Genomic DNA, 22,047 nt, shown 5'->3' with positions numbered 1-22,047 from the left:
CGGCCCGTTTTTTATTTCCCACCTTTCACAATTTACCTGTTCTACCGCATTTATCTTTTCCAAATAGTATATTCTGTTCTGCGGTTACGCGTCCTTCCTTCCGGGTTATCGCTACCATCCCGTTTTGAATTAGGGGCAACAGGCACACTTGCACCATATCCCTTATAAGTTAACCTTTCCGCTGCAATTCCCTTACTAATGAGATAATCCACCACACTTTTAGCTCTATTCTCCGATAACAGCCTGTTAGTTGCCACATTTCCTGTAGAATCCGTATGCCCTCCTATTTCAACATAAAACGTAACATGTTCTTTTAAATAAGCCACCAGTTTATCTAAGGAAGTGTAGGAAGTTTCTAAGGGCTTCCATTCGTTAACAGCAAAATACACATCCGGAATAATATTTCTTTCCTCTTTAACAGCCACCACTTCCGGTGTAATGATTACAGAAGCCGGAATAGAATCCTTTACAGGCGCTTTATGCACAGCAACAACTGGAGGTGGAGTTTTAGTAACATAAAACAAATCCAGGCAACAATCAGATGCCCTGTCAGAACTGATGAATACATTTTCATATACATTGTCAGTCCCTGGCTTAACAGCAAAGTAAATATCATCCCTTATAGAGTTTATGGGATATCCCATATTTTCTGCAACAGCAAATGCACCAGGTTTGCCTGTAGCAGCAAATAGATCATATCCTCCCATACCCGTTTTTCCATTACTGGCAAATACCAAAGTACCCGACGCCTGGTGATAATAAGGCGCTTGTTCATCTCCTGCGGTATTAATGGTATTTCCAGCATTGCCTGTAGCTAAGATATTACCACGCACATCCAGTGAAGCATACCATATGTCCCAGCCACCGGTGCCGCCTGCTTTATCACTGGCATACAACAGATATTTGCCATCCCCCGTTACACAAGGCTGCTGTGCATTGTAGCCGACTGCATTTACTTCTTTACCCAATGGCTCAGGCATACCCCAACCGGTAGCCACCCGTTTGCTCCGGTAAATAGCCGCCTGCTTCTTTCCTTCCCGAACAGTCCACTGCGTTACAAAAAGCGTGTTACCATCAGGCGTAACACTTACAGCCCCCTGGTGCATAGCGCCTGTTACAGGTAAAGCCAGCGGCACAGCCTCACCTCTAACCCCTTCTTTATACACAGCAGAAAAAACATGGTTTACATGCTTAGCTTTGGCATCAGGCAAAGACACTGCAGCAGTAAATAATAAAGTATCCTGTATAAGCACCGGTGCATAATTAGTAACGCTACCACCCAAAGCAGGTAATGGACGAATAGTATAATTACTGATATCCTTTGACAGTTGCTTTTGGGCAAATGCCAGGTTATCCAGTTCGCGTGCTGCAGCAGTGGAATAAGCATCCGGCAAAGCATACTCTTTTAAAAACAAACGGAAAGCATACTCCGCTTCAGCAGCATTTTGCAACTCACGCAAACTCACTGCATAATAAAAACGGGCCTGCGGATAAGCGTCCTTATAATGTTCTGCAACAAACAGATACCATTTTTCTGCTTTAACCGGGTAATGCAAAAAACGATAACACTCTGCCAGGCGAAACACTGCCTGCTTTTTAGCAGCAGAAACAGCAGCCGTTTGCTGCAAAGACTGAATAGCATAGGGATCGTAGCTATTGCCCAATCCTTTTTCATTACCTGTTATATATTTTTCATAATACTGAGCAGCCGAAAAATAATCACCCTGTGCAAAATAAGCATCAGCTGCCTTTTCATACCGGGCAGCATATTGCGCTGTAGCTGCATACATGCAAATAGCCAGCACGCCTGATAACATTCTTTTCATACGATAGTTTTGCTTGATTATTTAACATGCCCTACAACCGCGGACATACAAAATCTGCTTCTGGTGTCCTTACTTTTTTTCTTCCGGTATAAGTAAGTGTTAATTCAAAGCTGCTGGCCCCTTTAGCCAGTTTACCAAGGTCGGAAATATTAACATCATAGCTGGCGCCTACCACAAAGCTTTTATAATTAAAGCCTACATAAGGCGAAACAGCATCTTCTATGCGGTAATTAACACCCACCAGAAAATCTGTTTCCAATGCAGCTTTCATTTGTGCATACAAACCCATCGCTTTTTCGCTGGCGCTCCCCTGCTTCAGGTACAGCACATTAGGAGTTAAAGTAACAGCAGGTGACATAACAATTTTCACACCCGCATGCAGGTTATAGCGAAGAGGTAGCTTTTCATTTCCCGATGCACTAAACCGGTCTTCCGGACGCGTTAAATGAGCCACAGAAAAACCCGCATATACATTCGCCTTTTTACCCGGCTCTGCATCATAATACAACATACCCGCCCCCGCATCAAACGAGGTAGCGCTGTTACGCGTAAGTACCTCTGAATTTATATTCACAATTCCCCCTGGCGTCCATTGCTCGCCAAAAGTAAACTTAGCGGGATCAAACCGTTTACTCAGAAAGCCAGCCTGTAATGCCAGGTTTAAACGGTGATAGCCGCTTTTACCAAACCGCACACCCGTATAGTTAACACTGGCTGCACCGGTTGTATAACGATACCCACCATTACCTGCGCGCTGCACCAATGCCTGCAAGCCTATGCTCAGGTTTTTACCGGTTTTAATATCTCCCGACAAACCCGTAGTAGTAAACGGGCTGCTTACATTGCCCCACTGGCTACGATAAATACCCGACACACGGTAATCGCCATCAAACACGCCTGTTAATGCCGGGTTTAACCAGGAGGGGTATACATAATACTGAGTAAAGTGCGCATCTACCTGGGCTGCCCCTTTCTGAAAAAGCAGGCAGCCGGCAAGTAAAAAGAGATAAGAAATAATATACTTCATGGCAGTAAGTTTTATCAGTTTACGTTTATCTAACCAGGTTTACAGCGCCTTTCTTCACCACTTCCGATCCATCCATCAGTTTCACCGTACACACATACATATACACACCCGAAGGTTGCGGAACGCCTTTATGTGTACCATCCCATCCATTATCACGGTTAGTTGTTTCAAAAATCTTTTGTCCCCACTGGTTAAATATCATCATGCGAATGGCCTGCACCGAATTACCATACACATTCAACATGTCGTTTTTACCATCTCCGTTAGGCGTAAAGGCATTAGGAATAAACACAGATGCACGACAATCAGTTACAGTAACCACCTGCACGGTATCATCTTTACATCCGTAACCACTGGTTACAGTAAATCTTACATCAAACACACCTGCTTCGTTATAAGTATAAGAGCCTGCATGCGCAACAGCAGAATTACCATTTCCAAAATTCCATAACCATTGCTGTATGGTGCCACTGGCAATAGTGTCATTCGCAATAAACTGCACCGGCTCACCAATACATATGTTTTCCGGAACTGTAAAGCTGGCAAAAGGTTTTCCTGCCACATACACCGGCACATGCGCAACTATGCTATGCCCACAGCCTTCTATAGCTTCATCTGTTATCAGCACGGGCACCTGGAGCAAACCAGTATCGGCAAAAGAAGACCATACCACACTCACAAACTGGTAATACTTCACGCCATTCACCACCACCGAATCTTTAGGTGCAGGAGACAACTCAGTAATATCACCGGCAGGTGCTGCTCCCGCCACAGCTCCCAGCTGCCAGGTAATAGAAGCAGGTTTGATAGAAATATAGGTTTTCAGGTGTGTTTCAGCACCCGCACATACAGTAATGGCCGTATCAGCATTGCCAGGCACTACACTGCTTATAACAGTAGCAGTATCCACCAGCATACCCAGGTTATAGCCATAACTTTCACTAACCCCCAGGCCATAGGTAATACCCGTAAAGGCATAATTACTTTCCACAGTAAACGTGGCATTTCTGTCGCTCATGTCCCTGCCGGCTAAATCCCAGCGTTTTACCACCAGCGAATAGCCCGGTTTATTATTACACGGATATACATCATAGAAACCATTGGAACCATCTATAGTAAGTGAACTAAGCCCTTCATCCGGAATAACCAGCGACAGCGAATTAGAGCCATCCAGCCCAAAACCATTAAAGCCGATATTATGACGGAAGAATACCACTTTTTTAACACCATGCTCCGCAGGGGTCAGGTAAAACATTTCTGCATCATTGGCACCATCTGTAGCTGTACCCGGACAACCTCCTGTAGATAGCAGATACTGAGCCACCGTAACAGGCTGATCGGCTACAATATCATCCGGCTGGTTCGATGGAAACTCGTAGTACAGATTATCTGTTAACTGTGTAAGGGCCACTCCGTTTACAGCAACTTTTGTAGCCACATCCTTCACCATTATTCGAAACACTGAAACCATTGGCAAAGTAGCATCGTGATGCGTCATAGCCGGAGCAGTGATATAATGCTTACCCCAGGCACGGTACGGCAGGTTTTGCTGCACCAGGTTATCTACCGGCAATGAAGTGCTGAATGTTCCACTTTCACAAATGGCAGAAGTAGCACTGCTGCCCGAAAATACCGCCACCGGATAACACTTACCACTTGCATTTTTAGCAGAACGGATAATGGTACCCGATAAATCGTACCCTTCTGTGGCACTGTACAATTGCCCCATTAACTGATACACCTCGCCTTTGCGCAATAGCACCGTATAAGTTACCCCTGCCTGATGCCCCCCTTTGGTAGCATGTGAAGGCGTAACTTCTACCAGCGTGCTGTCGTAAGCAGCAATTACATTCACCCACGACCAGCTATGATTATTGGAAAATTGTTTGGCAACCAGTGCTTTATACTCATAGCCATACGTACCCGTTGGTAACAATAAAGTGGCACCAGACTCTTCCATAGCTCCATTCAGATTTACATCTTCATTCCTGCCTATCATAGAAGCCACCTGCACAGGCACATCGCTCACAATATGCACGCCCCTGTTAAATACCCCCTCTTCTGTAATACGCGCATCGTAGCTTCCGTTTTTAGGCAATACCTCGCTGATAATGGCATTACCAGGCTGCACGGTATATACCCTTCTCCAGCCCGTACCAGGCACAGTAACAGTTACATGCGCTTCTTTTGCATGACTGCTTATCATCAGCTGCATATCCTGCGCATTATCCGTTTCAAAATGCTGATGATGGCCATAACTGGCCCAGAACTCTGTACCTGCATTAGAAGTATCAGTATGTGCAATTACTTCAGGAAAGCTGGTACTGCCATTCAACAAACCTGTAAAGCGATATAATTGTGTAATATCTTTTTCCTGGATCACATTAGTGATAGCATCCGTAAAACTGCTGCTGTTTACCTGCCAGGTACCGGAAGCATTTGTTTTACCCAGTTTAATGGCATCCTGGCTATCAATAAAGCCCTGCCAGGAGTCTACATAAAACTGCTCTATATCAGCTGCCACAGCACCACCACCAGCCACTTCGGCGCTGGTATAAAAATACATGTACTTTTCTCCGGCAGCCAGGTTAACAGGAGCCACTCCTGAATATCTTCTCATTACCACACCGGAAGGAACCGTACTACCGGCATGCCAGCGAATACGGGCTACCGTATCTGTTCCTAAATAAAACACCTGCGACGTGCCTGCCTGTGGCGCAGCCGGAACAGCTGTTAACGCTACAGGCACAGCAACCGGCAAAAACTCATAAGCCCCCATGTCAGGCACGCCTTCCTGCAAAGTAACCGCACGGGCAGCGCCATAATAATCATGATCGTTACCAGCAATCTGCACACCCCGCCCATGAATAGCCCACACATCTGCACTGTTTACATCAGGCATTAGTCTGTCATCGGCAAAAGCAGGTTTATATACGATCGAGTTCCAGTCATTACCACTGGCTTTTCTCCAAGCGTCTAACGAAGTATAGGTAACAGCAGTAAAAGGCGTACTCATAGCCAAAGAACTACCACTGGTGTATAAAGTATTATAATCACTGGTTACAAAATCAGGCTGATGAATATACAAAGCAATACCACCGCCAATATGAGAGAAGATATTGTTTTTAGCCACCGAACCGCGCACATTATCCTCATAAAAATAGCCGGTATAACTCCCTGCATGAGAACTGGCATTCTGAATGCTATTGTTATAATAATAGGCACGGGAGCCAATATGGTTCAATGCACGGGAAGCATCACCCGAAACACTAGCCGTAGCAATATGCACCACGTTGTTCCATACATGACAATGCGTAAGATAAGCCACCGTTAAACCATACAAACTTCCCGCATTGGCATCCAGCGCTTTTACAAAGTTACCTTCAATAACACTTTCGCTATTGAAAGCTGCAACACCCTGCGACACATATATACCATAAGCAGTAACATTATCAGGCATATGATCCAGCAACACACCGTTATGCGCAATATGAAAAACAGAATCGGTATAAGAAGCATTAATACCATAAGCAGTAGTGTTGGCAGATGCCGACATATGCACCTGGTTGCTGTCAATACGGTTATGCAAAACATATTGCACCTGTATACCAGCTACAAAAGGCTGCTCAATAGCATTACCTGTAATGGAAATTTCGTCAGCGGCATGGGCAGCATCCTTACCCGAAACATACACCCCTACCCCGCCACGCGTAACCTGGTTATAACTGATTACATGGTGGCCACCACTAATACCTTCGGCATACACACCCGCAATCCTGGTAAAGTATACACTGTACGAACTAACAGCAGACACAGGTAACGGTATTTTACAGCCAGTAATAGTATCCCACGAAGCACCGCCCGATAACACCACCGCCCGCGCAAAATCAGCACCACCTGCAACAATAGATATCTGATGAAAGCTGATAAAGCTGGCGCTATCCAGTTTCAGCACATAGTTATCTGCATCGCCCGATGCAGTGTACGTTAATACCACGTCTGTATTAGTACCACTGGCACTTTCAAACCTTACTGTATTTATCAGCGAAGCATTCCCTATTTTAGGAATAGTCACCTGCTCAGCATAAGTACCTGTAGCCACCCGGAAAACCACCGGACCTGCTATACCACAAGCCATAGCCGCAACCGCCTCTTTAAAGCTGGCAAAGTTTATACCTGCCGGGTAACTGGTAACCTTTGTTTGATCAATAGTGTACACCCCGGCTGGCATCCCCGCATTCATAGACACTACTACTACGTCCGACGAATCAACCTGTCCACCGCACACTACCAGGCAACGGAAATAATGGGCACTGGTTAACTCGGTAGAAAATGCAGAACGCCCCTCGGCAAGCGAATCGCTGATCGCAGTCCACGGCCCATTGGCCGAAGCAGCCTTTTGCCATACATAACGCTGGTTGGCTCCATAGCTGTTTCCTGTTACGCTAAGCGCAATAACACCACCCATACAAATGCCCGCATCAGGCGTAGCAACAGCCTTACCCGCTTCCGGCGGAGCCGTACAGGCAGGCTCTGAAAACTCAATAGCTCCCATATCCGGTGTAGTAGTACTACGCAACCTGTTTTCAATATCTACCAGCACCCCCCTTTGTTTACCGGTGTTATCCAGTAAGGAAGAGGTAGGCGTTAAATCCCCATGGGTAATATCTTTAAAAAACGGTGGAAGTGTAGTAGTGTTAGCTTCTCCATGCATATACCCCTGCCAGCTGGTTAACGATGTATAATCATCGTAAATTCCAACCGTACCCATATGATTGTGTGCATCGGCACTTATAAAATAATTGTTCCCTTCAAAAAACATCCCATTGGTGGGCTGCTGAAAATACATCACCGACCTTCTTCCGGGGCCAATGCGCGTGACAGACACCAGGTTATTGGTTACATATCCCATATCGTTACCTGAGAAATAAAACGCATAGCTACTGGTGCCATCATACATTTCCGTTCCATCAATAGAGATAGTATTATGCTGCGTGATAATAATATTGGAATTGTCCAGCGTAATACCCTGGAACGCTGTTCCATTGGCATGCAGGTTATACAACAGGTTATTATTCACATTACTGTTGTTTACATTCGACAGGAATATCGCATAGCAATAACCAGAAATAATATCAGACGAAAACACATCTGTAATAGTGTTTCTGACCACATTCACCCCCGAACAAAGGGGTGTACCCACTACCTGTATACCCCAATAGCCAGGCTCCTTGCGATAAGGCCTGCTTAAATAGTTATGCTCAATTACCGCAGCTGTTAGCGAACAACGCACAGCTATTCCCATAACAGTAGAATTAAGCACCTGGTTATCTTTAATTACCGGGTTAGATACAATGCCCGTGATCAGCACCGAAGTGGCACCGCCCGAAATACGATTGCCTATAATGGAATCACCATCACAATAAGTATCTCCATCAGCCGCCTCACCGTTATCATTCGGTGTAATAACCACACCGGCAAAGTAGGGGCTGTTATTATGAAGCGTTGTATCCGTTAATATGTTACAATTTGTTATCAGGTTACTATCCGCATTCGCAATCATTTGCACGCCATAACCATAACGCCCTACCAGGCTTCCTTTAGCAGCAGCATCAATAACAAGGCTGTCAATAATAATATGACTGGCACCTTTTAGCTTAATTACGGCACGCTCATTGGTATTGGTGGAACTATATTGAATAGTATTACCATTGCCTTTAAAAGTAACCGTATTTACAGCAGAAGCACCCGACACCCGGTTTAATTCCAGTTGCTCGTTATAAACTCCACTCTTCACATCAAAAACAACAGGCCCGTCAATACCACATTCCAGTGCCGCTTTCGCCGCATTAAAGCTGGTAAAGTTTCGATCGCTGGCAGGTGAATTTTTATCTATAGTATAAAGACCATTTAATGAAGTACAACCAACGGGCGTAAATTCATAGGCACCCGCATCAGGCGCAGTAACACTACGGGTAACACCCAGTATATCATCTGCTACACCGGTACCTGTTGCACCTGAATTGTTTACCAGTTTTTCCGTAGGATGCAAATCGCCATTATCCAGGTCTACATACAACGGATCAGCATCCAGCGAGTGCGCATCTCCTCCGCTTCCCTTTTGCCAGTCTACCAGTGCGCTGTAATAGTTATTGTCTATAATACCAGTAAAATTGGGACCATTACCCGTAATGCGTAATATGTTATTATCAGCATTCACCGTAGTGCCTAAAGCTTTTATAGCAGCACTGTTAGCCAAACCATTACTCACCATGGTAATGATATTATTTCTGATAACAGCCCCTGTGGCCTGCTTATTTACCTGGATGCCCACTAAACCGCCAAAAACACGTGGAGTGGTATAATTAATATGAATGGTATTATGTAAAATGGCAGCCCCCGGCGTATTCACCAGCATTCCCGAAACATTCTCGCAGCGTGAAATGTCGTACATCACATTGTTGGATATAACCAGCCCGGCACTCGTACTTAAAGCATCAGAACCATCAAAAACGCCAAAGAACCAACTATAATCAGAGCCACTTACCTTAGTAGGCCCAAACGGATCGGTAAATACGTTTTTGGAGATATAGGTACCAAAACTTGAATTCTCTATATATACATAGCCAATTCCAAAAGAAATGACGGGTGCATTTTGCCTGGACACACACAAAAACTTATTCTTCTCTATATAAGTACTGGCAGCCCCTATAATAGAAACACCTCGCGTATAACAATCACGAAACACACAATTCGTAAAACGGGTGCCCACATTAGGCCCATTCATAGAGCTTGCCATATACACATTGCTCCACCCTCCCACAATAGAATCCGATTCAAACGTATTATTATTACAATTAGCCACCATGGTGGTGTGCCAGTTAAATGCATCATCCCCATTCATCAGCACCCCATAAAAGAAACTATTGCTTTTTACTGTATCTGTTATAATAGTACATTTTCTGAAAGTGTTATTACTGGCCCCCTTTAACAAGTGTACACCAATACCCATTTGCGATTCAGGCGCACCAATTGCAGGAGCAGCATTGATAAGCAGACTATCGAACACAAACCAGCTGGCTGCTCTTAACTTCACCACAGCACGCTCGGCCGAATTATTAGAACTGAACAGAATACTGTTTCCATTACCATGAAAAGTAACCGTATTTACAGCAGAAGTACCCGGCACATTATCTATTATCAACTGCTCGTTGTAAACACCACTTCCCGCCGCCACATTAAACACCACAGGGCCATCAATACCGCACTTGATATAATTATAAGCATCATTAAACGAAGCAAAATTACCACCACCCGTAGTTTTGGTTTTGTCTATGGTAAACGTTCCACTTACAGAACCGGGAACAGTTACCAGCACCTCATTACTGGTGGCAGCGCTGCCAAACAAACAGGTAGCCGTAACACGGTAATAGGTAGCAATGGTTTGCGTGGTACTGTAGGTAGTAGCATCAGCTCCGGCAATAGGCGCCCAGGTAGCTTTATTATCTATTGAGCTTTCCCATTGATACACCACCCCTTCCGTATTGCCACTTATGCCATCCAGGTGCAACTGCACATTAGCAGCAGCACACACCTCCGTTTTATCGGCCAGTAAACTGCCTGCTACCGGCGTTCCCGAACAGGCAGTAACAGCTTCTACATGCACATTGTCAATACCCAGGTCAGAGTTGCCATCCGTATCAGCAATGCCCATAAATCTCAAAACCAGCTGCGGAGCATAACTGGTAAAATAAAAACGTTTATTCGTCCAGGTAGCCGCAGTAGTGGCACTATCAAAGCGGGTAAACGTAACACCGCCATCTTCCGATTTCCATATCACCAGCTTATCAAGTCCATCCGTATTAATATAGTCAAAGCTTAATTTTTTGGAAGCGGAAGCACTGGCATCACTCACATTCAAAAACAGGTCAAGATATCCATTCAACGAAGCATAGGTACTATGGAAGCGTGCAGAGTGATCACTACCACTACCTCCCGGCAAATAAGCACCAAAATCAGAAGTCCATCCTCCGTTACTGTAACCATCATCCCTTCTCCACGAGCTGTTACCCAACACCGGCCAGTTATCCCAGGGAAAGGGACCAAAAGGCTGCGGCAATACACCGGGCCTGCATATAGTAATCCAGTCTCCATCAAACGTTTCGGTAAAAGGCAATGTTAGCCAACCATGAAGCACAGGGTAAGAAATTCTGGCAATATTGGTATACGCTACCTCACCAGAATTACTGCAGGTTACCTTCACCCGATACCATGTAGGTGGATAAGTATTGGATAACGTAAACGTGTAGGTGGTTGCCGTTGCACTATTAATATCTTTCCAGGTTACATTATCTGTAGAAGATTGCCACTGTAGTGCAATACCATTATTGACACTTTGTCCCTGTAACGAAATAGTAACATCAGAACCTGCACATTGGGTAGTAGCCGAAGCAGTGATGGTTCCGGCCACCGGCGTGCCAGAACAATTCTGCGCCACAGCCTTTACCATACCTGCAAACAATAAAAGAAGCAACAGCAGGCTTCTCACAGCAGTTACAAAACGAACTTGCATATTTCCGGTAGTTTTGGTGATAAACAACGTTATCACCTATAAATACACCAGCATGCAAAAAACGGGGGGAGCGCTGAAAAAAAATAGATAAAAACTACTGCTTTTTCATGTAGTCGTTCAGCAATAAAATAGCATTAGATAAATATTCTTTCACAGTATGAGGCGAAATATGTAATTCCTGCGCAGCTTCCAGGTATGTTTTTCCTTCCAGTTTGCACAAGGTAAGCGTACGTCTTTTTTGTGGCGACAATGCCAGCATAGCCTTTTCCAGCAACAGTTCCCGCTCATCTTCATCTATTCGTATACTATACCCGTCACTACTGTACTGATCCAGGTTGCTTAATAATTTATGTAAAGCTTCTTCCCGCATTTTCCGGCGGGCGTAGTTAACACATAAATGATAACTAATTACAAAAAGCAATCCCGACACCGAATTAGACTTTTTTATTTCATCTTTTTTCTCCCACAGTTTCACAAATACGTCTTGTAAAATGTCTTTTGCTGCAACAGGCTCTTTCGTAAACTTTAAAATATTCCGGAACACTACATCGCTGTACGCGACATACAAGTCATCAAACTCTTGTGCATCAATCCCCTGTGTATTCATATGTTATCTTTATAAGCAGTTTAGGCAACAACCAAGTTATAAAATTATTTTACACATCTATTTTTTAATACACAACAAAAAGAAACAATAAACTTTATTTTTATTTTGTTAAAGGAATAAAGAAAATAATATATTTGAAATGGATTCAACAAAACTAAACTGCTCACATTGCTACGGTCACTTCTTAAACCACTATCGGTACTCATTCCGTGTTTACTCATTAACCTGGCAGCCTGCACCCAACTTTGCCAGGGCACACTGGGCGACCCCGTAGTAAATATCACATTCGGTTCAGGCGCTGCACTTATCGGTTCTCCCTTACCGTCATGGATTACCAACTACACCTTTGATTATAGTAACGGACCCGGAGATACCTATTATACTATAGCCAACCTTTCCAGCACAGGCGCAGGCAATTCATGGCATAGCACAACAGACCATACCGGCGACAACAATGGCTATTTCATGATAGTAAATGCCTCTTACTCACCGGGAGATTTTTATCTGGATACTATTCACCATCTATGTGGCAACACTACTTACGAATTTGCCTCCTGGATCGTCAACCTTAATAAACCGAACAGTATTTGTGGCGCTGGTGTAATAAGACCAAACATCACTTTCTCTATTGAAAAACTAAATGGCGCAGTGCTCGCTTCATTTACCACCGGCGCCATAGAACCCACCAACGATCCTTCCTGGCTGCAATACGGTCTGTTCTTCACAACCCAACCCAATACGCGCGATGTAGTCATACGCATGAAAAACAATGCACCCGGCGGCTGTGGTAACGATCTGGGACTGGATGACATTACCTTTCGCCCTTGTGGACGAAATGCCAGCGCTTATATCGAAAGCATGTCAGGCAATCGCATAAACATATGCCAAAACCAGGCAACTACGGTAAAACTAAATGCCATGATCTCTGCCGGCACGGAAGAAGATCCGGTATACCAATGGCAAACCAGCCTGGACAGCGGGCAAACCTGGCAGGATGTTACGAACGCCAACTCAGCTGCCTGCACCATCAACACAACTACTAACACAACCACGGGCATGCACCTTTACCGGCTTAGCATTGCAGAATCCGGCAACATCAACACACCTTCCTGCCGGGCAGCCTCCAACATAGACACATTGGTAATATACCCAACACCTGCTATTACCATTTCAGGCACACCCCCTGTTTGTGCAGGTACTGCACTGGACATTATAGCTACTGGCACCTATCCCATACAATGGCGTTTGCCTTCTCAACAAACTATAGCAGGCAGCACCATTCACATAGCCAGCGCAACCGAAAAAGATGCAGGAAAATATTATGCAATCGCTACCTCCGACAAAGGATGCACATACACCGATTCAGGCTTTATCGCCGTGATCTATCCAATACCCATAGCCAATGCCGGAGAAAATGTTAATATATGTAAAGGAAGCAGCACCCTGTTACAAGGCACAGGCGGCACTATCTATAGATGGACACCTGTTACAGCTTTATCTGACAGCCACATCAGCACTCCACAAGCCTCCCCCGCCGCCACAACTACCTACCTGTTAACGGTAAGTAACCAGTTCAACTGTACAGACACAGCTTCTGTAACAGTAAGCGTACAGTCACTACCTACAGCCAATGCCGGGGAAGATAAATGGGTTGTATATGGGCAATCAGTGCAATTAAATGGAAGCATTACCGGAACCAACAGCTTATTTTACTGGACTCCCGAAATCTATCTTAATAACAGCCATATACTTACTCCCAGGGTTAGCCCCGAACACGACACTACCTATACATTATATGTATCCAATAATTGCGGACAGGCAAGCGATGAGGTATTTGTGAAAGTATATCGCCAGGTAGAAGCTCCCAACATCTTCTCACCTAATGGTGATGGTATTTACGATACCTGGAATATACCCGCCTTAACCGGGTACCCTAATGCCGAAGTAAGTGTTTTCAGCCGCTATGGCATGCGTGTATTTTACAGCAAGGGTTACCACACTCCCTGGAATGGAAGTTATAATAACAAAAAGGTGCCCGCAGGCACCTATTATTATGTAATTGATTTAAAAGACAACAGTCCCAGACTTAGTGGATCGGTAACTGTGCTGTAATATTAATACCGGGCAGGCTGCCCTTTCTGTGGAATAGACTCACGGATAAACACCCGCAAATTTTCATTCGCGGCTGCAAGGTCATCTTTACGCAAATACATCATGTGCCCACTTCTGTAACCTTCCCACTTCAAACGCCCTTTTAACTTGCCACCCGGGTCCATCTGCCACATACTATACTTGGCATTGAAATAATCGCAGGCACCATCATAATAACCCGATTGCACTAATAAATGCAGAAAAGGGTTTTGCGCAATAGCCTGACGCAGGTTTTCTCCGGTTTGATTATTCTGATTATCCCAGGGCCATACCTTGCCAAACATATTATAATGCAGGTCAGTTTTATAATTCAACTCCTCACGTAAATAAATATTAATAGCCGGAGTAAAAGCCTGCAGCCATGCGGTAAGCTCTGCATTATAATCCGGTTCTTCTCCTCCTGTCTTTTTATCTATTCCTTTATAGCGCGAATCCAGCCTGCCTACAGTAAACCCCTGTTCACGCAGCAACTCTTTCCAGAAAAGATTAAAAGATACATCCAGGTTATTTTCCTGCACCACTCTTTCACTTACACCGCTGTAACGGGCAATGCGTGCCGCAATACTTTTACGTTGCGCCTCGTCCAGCGAGCCACCTTTTGACAAAGCCGGTATCAATTCATTAATAGTAAAGTTTTCTACCTCAGGCAATAGATCAGTAAGATCTTTCTGCTGTAATTCAGCACCCAGTTTTTTATGATACCACGCAGTGGCCGTAAAATAAGGCAATTTCAATGCAGCATCCAAAGGCCCGTTTCTTTCAATACCCAACTCTGTAGGCGACACCAGTATAACTCCGTTCAAATACATCCAGTGTGCATTCTGCAACTCCAGCGCCAAACCCGAAACACGCGTGGTACCATAACTTTCACCTATCAAAAACTTAGGCGAAGCCCACCTGTTCCTGCGGGTGACAAACGTATTGATCCATTCTGCCAGATATTTAACATCTGCATTCACCCCATAAAATTTACTCCCGGGAATATCTTTATTCACCGGACGGGAATAACCAGTGTTTACAGGATCTATATATACAATATCAGCCACATCCAAAATAGACTGCGGATTATCGCGTAAACCATAAGGTTGCACCGGATAACCTTCATCATCAATATTCAATAACCGCGGCCCCGTATACCCAATCTCCATCCATACCGAGGGAGTACCCGGCCCGCCATTAAAAGAAATCACCAATGGCCTGCCTGATTTATCCTTCACATCCTCCCGCTCGTAATAAGTGTAAAACACACCAGCCACCGGCTTTCCATCTTCATCCCACACAGGCATGCTCCCCGCCGTAGCAGTATAAGGCACTTTTACACCTTTAACGGTAATCTCGTGCCGGGTAACAATAGCAGAATCTACCTGTAGCACCCGGCTGGGCCACACAGGCATATCATTTTTAACACCACCATCTTTAGGCTGCGCTAATGCCTGGCCAATAAAACAGCCTGCAAAAGCAAAAGGAAGTAATACTTTTCTCATGAAATTAAACATTAGGTAAATAAGCGGTTGTTCCGAGCCATAAATGTAGCAGGAATGCTCAAAATCCGGTGTCCCAATTTTTGTTTATATGAAAAACCAGTAGTATTTTCGGTAAAATCCCATACCTGTTGTAGCCACCTGTGCATATTATTTTTCTTATGATGTTCAGGGATAAGATAATGTAAACACTGTCTAAGACAACATAGTGAAAATGGGAATCAAGTCCACACAATGGCAACCAGTTCAACCCTGGAAAAATACCGCTGAAACCACAGCCTTTACAACCTGTAACTTTGTTCAGTTTGAAGCTACACTTACCCCGGAAAACCTGGTAATTAAAAGTGCTTACAAAACAGAAACTTTTCCACTGCATACACTACTCAGCATCAGCATCTTCGACAATAATACACTGTATCAACGCCAGTTAAAACGCTTTGAAAGAAGAAGGCGGCAACTTTACTGGTTTACATTAACTCCTGCAATACTTTACACATTATCCTTAACACTCACCTCCTACCCATTACAAATATATGGCTGGATAGCCGCCCCATTCCTTTCACTCATTATCTGCAACTTCATTCCGGTTAATAACTCTGGCATCCATATACAATCTGGTCTGCTGCTGGAAATGATCAATGGCAACAGGGCCTTCAGCTTTTACAGCAATAATGCATGCGCCCGAAGCATCACCTCTTTTCTGCTACAGTTAAAAGAAGCAGTGAGCCGTTGCCGGAAATAAAAAAGGAACTATGGTGAAAACCATAATTCCTCTACAACTAATCCCGCAATTTTTTTAATAAAGCTTACGGAAAATCTTTAAGGGCAAATTACGAAAAACAATTGTGTTTCACAAATATCCTGACTGCATTCTCTACATCGCCGGTTGCATTTTCACACAAAATGCTGAAAAGTGGCACAATTTTGTTATCACATTAAGCATCTGCAATTTTCTGTAAAATTCATATCATATGAAAAAAGCAATCTTTATCCTATGTGCAGCAATAGCATTCACTATAGGATGTAAAAGCAAACCCAGCGAAGAAGAAATACAAATTGCCCGGCAGGCTGCCATTGACTCCGTTAATACCATTAACGCTGTAAAACAACATGCGGTAGACTCTGTCAATGCTGCGAATAAGGAAAAAAATACCCAATCAAGCAGCACCACAACTACCACCACCACTACCACAGAAAAAAAGAAAAAAGGCTGGAGCAGCACAGCTAAAGGCGCAGTAATTGGCGCTGGTACAGGTGCAGTAGCCGGTGCCCTTATTGATAAAAAACGTGGCGAAGGCGCTATAGTAGGTGGCCTGATTGGTGCTGGCGCAGGAGCTGCTACCGGAGCAATTATCGACAAAAAGAAAAAAAAGAAATCTAATTAAAAGAAATAGCTCTCTTTCCCTGAAGGCATCGTTGTAAAGCGATGCCTTTTTTTATTGTTAAAATAAATATACATTCTTACATCAATCAACCTTACACATCATTAATTCACGACATTCGCTGTAAAACAGCTTCATGAAAACAACAGTACTGCTTACCCTGTTAGTGATACTCAGCGTAAGTTGCCACATTACCCAAAAATCTGTTGCGGGCAATTGGGTAAGCACCTTTCACGAAGACACCATTCATTTCAAAAAAGATAGCACTTTCCATTATAATGTATACGCAAGGTCTTACCACGATAGCCTCCCCCCTGTCATAGATAGCATCATCCGTTATCATGGCACATACATAGTATCCAAAAATCACGTATACTTTACATTTGACAACGATAAAAAAGCATGGACCTTTCAACAATCATTGCAGAAATGGTCCATTTTAGGCAGACACAAACTCATGCATCCCATGCACAATTTCCCATCCAATAAATTTCAGGTATTCGTAAAAATAAAATAACATGTATTCAACTATCATTCGAAAAACACTTCTTTTCGCTACGCTTTCCGGCAGTGTAACAGCATGGAGCCAAAACACTATACATAAAGAAGTGAGCCACATAGTAGCCACCCAGCACGGCAAAGTGGGCTTTTATGCAACAGTCATCGAAACCGGCGATACCGCATCTTACAATAGCAACAACAAATTCCCCATGCAAAGCGTATACAAATTTCCTATTGCCATGGCCGTGTTGAAACAGGTAGATGAAGGCAAGTTATCATTACAACAGCAGATACATATTCTACCCTCCGACATCATGCCTGTAGGACATAGCCCTATTCGTGAAAAATATCCCCAGGGCAATACAGACATGACACTGGACCAGATTATCACCTATAACGTACAGGAAAGTGATGGCACCGCATGCGATGTTCTATTAAGAATACTAGGCGGCACAGCAAAGGCCAATGCTTACATACAAAAGCTTGGCATTAAGAACATCAACATTGCCACTACCGAAAAAGCACAACAGACAAACGACATGGTACAATATAAAAACTGGAGCACCCCTAAGGCCATGACAACCCTGTTAAAACAGTTCTATACCAAACCCATACTATCAGCCGGCAGCAAAGCCTACCTCCTGAAACTAATGATAGAAACTCCACACGGCGCACAACGGCTAAAAGGCAAACTACCCGCAGGCACTATAGTAGCACATAAAACCGGCACTTCCGGTACGCATAACAATTTAACCAGGGCTACCAATGATGCAGGCATTATCACTTTACCCAATGGCAACCATATAGCTATTACCGTATTTGTGTCTGATAGTGAAGATAGCCAGGAGCAGCGTGAAGGCACTATTGCTGCTGTGGCGCAAGCAGCGTGGAATCAATGGGTTAAATAAATATACACATAACATTTACCGTTAACTAATCTATTGGTTAACGGTAAATCTTTCTGCCTTTCTGCACCAGTTCTTTGTCTGCTAAAAAACGGATAGCGCGTATCACAGTTTCTACCCGCAAGCCAGTTAAATCAGCTATTTGCTGGCGTGTTAAAGTAACCGGGTACAAGACTTCTTTCAAAAATCCATCACGCTCTTTCAAAAAATCAATCAGCGTTATAATCCGGTGACCTGCATCATACAGGCTAATTTCCCGCGCCATTACCGATTTAAAATACAAGCGTTGTGAAAGGGTTTCCACCAACTGTAACTGTACATCAAAATTTGCACGCAATAATTCTATAAAACGACTCTTTTCCAGCACCACCACTTCGCAGTCTGTTATGGCCACAGCTGAAGCAGGATACTTCATTTGCAAAAACATAGGTGGTTCAGCAAAACTTTGCCCGGCCGTAAATATCCCCTGTATAAATTCCTGGCCGTTCTCCCCGGTGTTTACCATTTTCACTTCACCGCTCACCACCTGGAAAAAGAACTTAGCAATGCTACCCTCTTTTACAATAAACGCCCCCTTAGCAAAGGTTCGTACCACGGCCCCCGAAGCAATAAGAAGTTCGTAATCCACCATATTTATCAATTATGATCTATATCAGCCCATTTATGACCTACGTCATAAAACAGGAATAATATCCTGCGTTCCTTTACAGTACAAAATTATTGATATGAAAACGATAGATATCCACACCGCCGCCCCTCATTTCACTACCGCTCCAACCACAGTAAACACGCACAAAAATAACATCTTTCAACGCTTCGTGCAATTTGCCGAAAACCAACAAAACAACCATTTTGGCTGGCTGGCCTTCTGCTTCTTTGCACAAGGTTGCTTGCTGGCTCCTTTAACCATTCTGGCCATTGTAAATAATGGCAACGATATGGGGTTATGGCTGGCTTGTATATTGGCATTTGTATTAACAGAAATAACCAACCTGGCAGCTATGCCTACTAAAATAACTATACCCATCTTTACATTAGGGGTTATTACCGATATCATAATAGTGGCTATTTGTTTATTGCACTAAACATAAACAGCTACTTACTTACACAACAGGCCTGTAACCTGCAGGCCTGTTTATTACTTTTACCACTTACCACTTACACAACAACTTACCGTTCATCCACACAGCAGCCAACAACCACAAAAGCGGATTTTAACGTTCCAGCCTCACAATTCAATGATTACGACCCCATTATAGCGTTTCAAAACTAACAAACTAACACCCGTTCATACCACTAATTCCACCCTTATCCTTGATTTCAACCGTTTGTAAATCCCCGGACCCATTCTAAGAGCAAAATCGCCGTTCATATCGGATAATGTTAACAGATGTCATGCGCCCTTATATCTTTACATCATCAAATCAAACAGGAGTCAATCTCCACGTAAAATGAACAATTCTCGGGATTATTTTTTTAATAGCCCGCCTTCGCAAAAAGGTATAACCGGAAATCTCCACTCTGTAGAACCAACACATACAGTACAGGATTTAACGTAGTTGCAGTAGCGGCTCAAACAGGCATAGCCTGGTTTTATTCTTAACGTACTATTCATCCATTTAACAAATGAAAGGAAACATACGGTTAACCGTATGGGTTGCTGTAATAGCAATCCTGGTAAGCTATTGTATCTGTAAAATGCTGCACAGGCAGGTAACCAGCCCGCCCAAAGCGCATATGCCCGTTGCCGACAGCGTACGGCAGGTAGGATTCAACATCCATCGGCTATTGATAAAATTCACATAGCCATCAATACCCCATAAGGCAGGTAAAAAGCAAAAAACGCAACACAAAAGTTGTGAGGGCGAAGCCATGCCCAAAAGCAGCTATTCAGTAACAGATAAAATAAGAACAATGGCCTCATTAGGAAAAAAGATCCTGTCAGCCTTTATTGAAGTAACCGACAGCGATCAACAACAAGCAGCACCTGAAACGCAGTCACATACTGCATTACAGGCACCCGTCAGCAAAACGGAAACACATACGGATGCAGCAACAGGCAACAAGTTTCGCGACCACTTTAACAAGCTGTTCGCCGATGCCAACCTGCCTGGCCCGGACTATTTCGAGTTTTCGAAAATGACCGAAGCCATGCAAGCCATTGCAGACGAAAAAGCCCGCTACTGCGCAGCCTTTGCAGGCCTGCAGGTACAAGGCATGGACAAGCACAAGCTACTGTCCTCTGCCCAGCAATACGTGCAGATGCTGGAAGCAGACGCCGCCGCATTCCATTCCACCATTGATCAAACAGTGGTAGAAAAAGTGCAAAGCAGGAAAAAGGAAATAGATGCTACACAACAACGTATTCAGCAACTATCGCAGGAAATAATACAACTGCAAAAGTTAACCGAAACGTTGAACAATGAGATAGCAGAAAACGAACAAAAATTAGAAAACAGCACCGCCGGTTATGCAGCAGCACTGGCACATAGCAAAAACAAGCTGCTGCAGGATATAGAAAAAATTAAACAACACATCCTTTAAAAACTGTAAGCAAATGAACGAACTGATGAACAAAGCAGTAAAAACCAAATGGCTGTCCGAACCTAAAAACGTAGCTGCCGCTATTATAGGCGTAGCACTGTTTGCAGGCATAGGCTACACATTTGCCACCTATGTACTACCCTGGTTGGTTACCATAACGTGGAACCTCATTAACCTGGTAATTGGTGGCGTGATACTCGCTTTTTTATTGATGCTGTTTACCAGTAAAAAATTCTGGCGGGCACTGAAATACTTTTCCGAATTCATAGCCAACTACACCATTGGGCTGGCTATTGAGCTCAATCCCTTTGCCATACTGCAAGCCAAAATAGACCAGGGTTATGAAGACAGGAACACCCTGTATAAACAAACCGCCCGGCTGCAAGGCAAACAAAGTGAGCTGATGGAAAAGCTGAAAGAGAAAGAAAAGGAATTGCAACTGAACGCGCAGAAAGTAAAAATACTACAGGCAGAAAGCAAGGGCAGCCGGCAGGTAGACCTCTATGCCAACAACGTAATCCGTTGTAAGGAGTACATAGACAATGTTACTCCCATAGTAGGCGATCTCAACAAACTGGTAACATTTGCCCAGGCAGCCTACGAAGAAAGCGGCATTATGCTGGAAGATGCAAAGCTCGACCTGGAAGCCAAGAAAGATCTGTACTATTCAGTTACCACCGGCCTTTCGGCAGTAAGCAGTGCCATGAAAGCCTTTAAGGGTGATGATGCCCTCAACAAAGATGCAGAACAGGCGCTGGCGATACTGAAAGTACGCATTGGTGAAAAGATCGGACACATTAAATCAGCCATAGACGTTACCTCACGCTTTATGGACGACAAGGTGCTGGAAGATAAAGCCAAAAGTGCCCAGGCTGTAGAACTGATCAACAGCTTTGATGTACAGTCAGACTTTAACTATACCCAAACAGCCCTTCAAAAAAACAGCGACAACGGACACCTGAAAGGTGTAACCATACAAGACAGGTATAAAGGCCTGTTAGACTAGACTTCACCCTAAACCCAAAAAGATTTTTTATAAACACTCAAAACC

At 44.0% G+C, this 22,047-nt stretch carries 15 protein-coding genes; 9 read left to right on the top strand and 6 right to left on the bottom strand.

Translation table 11 applies throughout. The features are described 5' to 3' along the window. Positions 1-50: 50 nt before the first annotated feature. The 4 genes from FLA_RS32005 to FLA_RS03800 all read right to left on the bottom strand — a co-directional run bounded on the left by FLA_RS32005 (position 51) and on the right by FLA_RS03800 (position 12,032). Entirely contained in the window at positions 51-1,826 is a 1,776-nt protein-coding gene (locus FLA_RS32005; RefSeq protein WP_076381884.1) for an OmpA family protein, read from the bottom strand. A gap of 31 nt (positions 1,827-1,857) precedes the next feature. Further along, entirely contained in the window at positions 1,858-2,853 is a 996-nt protein-coding gene (locus tag FLA_RS03810) for a PorP/SprF family type IX secretion system membrane protein (RefSeq protein WP_076381885.1), read from the bottom strand. Positions 2,854-2,878: 25 nt separating this feature from the next. Continuing rightward, a complete protein-coding gene (locus FLA_RS03805) occupies positions 2,879-11,425 on the bottom strand; it encodes a T9SS type B sorting domain-containing protein (protein WP_144264151.1) in 8,547 nt (2,848 codons plus the stop codon). 94 nt (positions 11,426-11,519) lie between these two features. After that, positions 11,520-12,032, bottom strand: coding sequence for an RNA polymerase sigma factor (locus tag FLA_RS03800; RefSeq protein WP_076381887.1), 513 nt, complete (start codon positions 12,030-12,032; stop codon positions 11,520-11,522). 168 nt (positions 12,033-12,200) lie between these two features. On the opposite strand from FLA_RS03800, the gene FLA_RS03795 reads away from it, so the two are divergent. Then, positions 12,201-14,144: a gliding motility-associated C-terminal domain-containing protein gene (locus tag FLA_RS03795; protein ID WP_076381888.1), complete on the top strand. Its 1,944-nt coding sequence runs from the start codon at positions 12,201-12,203 to the stop codon at positions 14,142-14,144. Between the two features lie 2 nt (positions 14,145-14,146). Here FLA_RS03795 and FLA_RS03790 read toward each other — a convergent pair whose 3' ends face one another. Next, entirely contained in the window at positions 14,147-15,667 is a 1,521-nt protein-coding gene (locus FLA_RS03790; RefSeq protein WP_076382077.1) for a S10 family peptidase, read from the bottom strand. A 211-nt stretch (positions 15,668-15,878) separates the two neighbouring features. Between FLA_RS03790 and FLA_RS03785 the strand changes: the two genes are divergently transcribed. From FLA_RS03785 to bla, 4 genes are all read left to right on the top strand, one after another. Further along, positions 15,879-16,406, top strand: a complete 528-nt coding sequence (locus FLA_RS03785; protein ID WP_076381889.1) for a hypothetical protein — start codon at positions 15,879-15,881, stop codon at positions 16,404-16,406. 229 nt (positions 16,407-16,635) lie between these two features. Next, positions 16,636-17,049, top strand: a complete 414-nt coding sequence (locus FLA_RS03780; RefSeq protein ID WP_076381890.1) for a YMGG-like glycine zipper-containing protein — start codon at positions 16,636-16,638, stop codon at positions 17,047-17,049. Positions 17,050-17,182: 133 nt separating this feature from the next. After that, positions 17,183-17,563 carry a hypothetical protein gene (locus tag FLA_RS31100; protein ID WP_076381891.1) on the top strand — a complete coding sequence of 127 codons (381 nt, stop codon included), beginning with the start codon at positions 17,183-17,185 and terminating at the stop codon, positions 17,561-17,563. A 1-nt stretch (position 17,564) separates the two neighbouring features. Continuing rightward, the gene (gene bla, locus FLA_RS03770) at positions 17,565-18,455 is read left to right on the top strand and encodes a class A beta-lactamase, subclass A2 (protein ID WP_076381892.1); all 891 of its coding nucleotides are present in this window, start codon (positions 17,565-17,567) and stop codon (positions 18,453-18,455) included. A 37-nt stretch (positions 18,456-18,492) separates the two neighbouring features. Here the strand turns inward: bla and FLA_RS03765 are convergent, their stop codons facing one another. Then, on the bottom strand, positions 18,493-19,083 hold the full coding sequence (locus tag FLA_RS03765; RefSeq protein WP_076381893.1) for a Crp/Fnr family transcriptional regulator: 591 nt from the start codon (positions 19,081-19,083) through the stop codon (positions 18,493-18,495). A 94-nt stretch (positions 19,084-19,177) separates the two neighbouring features. Between FLA_RS03765 and FLA_RS03760 the strand changes: the two genes are divergently transcribed. From FLA_RS03760 to FLA_RS03740, 4 genes are all read left to right on the top strand, one after another. Next, positions 19,178-19,537: a hypothetical protein gene (locus FLA_RS03760; RefSeq protein ID WP_076381894.1), complete on the top strand. Its 360-nt coding sequence runs from the start codon at positions 19,178-19,180 to the stop codon at positions 19,535-19,537. 541 nt (positions 19,538-20,078) lie between these two features. After that, entirely contained in the window at positions 20,079-20,258 is a 180-nt protein-coding gene (locus FLA_RS03750; protein ID WP_076381896.1) for a hypothetical protein, read from the top strand. A 108-nt stretch (positions 20,259-20,366) separates the two neighbouring features. Beyond that, positions 20,367-20,996: a keratin gene (locus FLA_RS03745; protein ID WP_144264152.1), complete on the top strand. Its 630-nt coding sequence runs from the start codon at positions 20,367-20,369 to the stop codon at positions 20,994-20,996. Between the two features lie 13 nt (positions 20,997-21,009). Beyond that, a complete protein-coding gene (locus FLA_RS03740) occupies positions 21,010-22,002 on the top strand; it encodes a hypothetical protein (protein WP_076381898.1) in 993 nt (330 codons plus the stop codon). The last annotated feature ends 45 nt before the right edge of the window (positions 22,003-22,047 follow it).

This window comes from Filimonas lacunae, assembly GCF_002355595.1.
Classification (GTDB): Bacteria; Bacteroidota; Bacteroidia; order Chitinophagales; family Chitinophagaceae; genus Filimonas; species Filimonas lacunae.
This window is presented reverse-complemented; position numbering and strand designations above follow the sequence as displayed.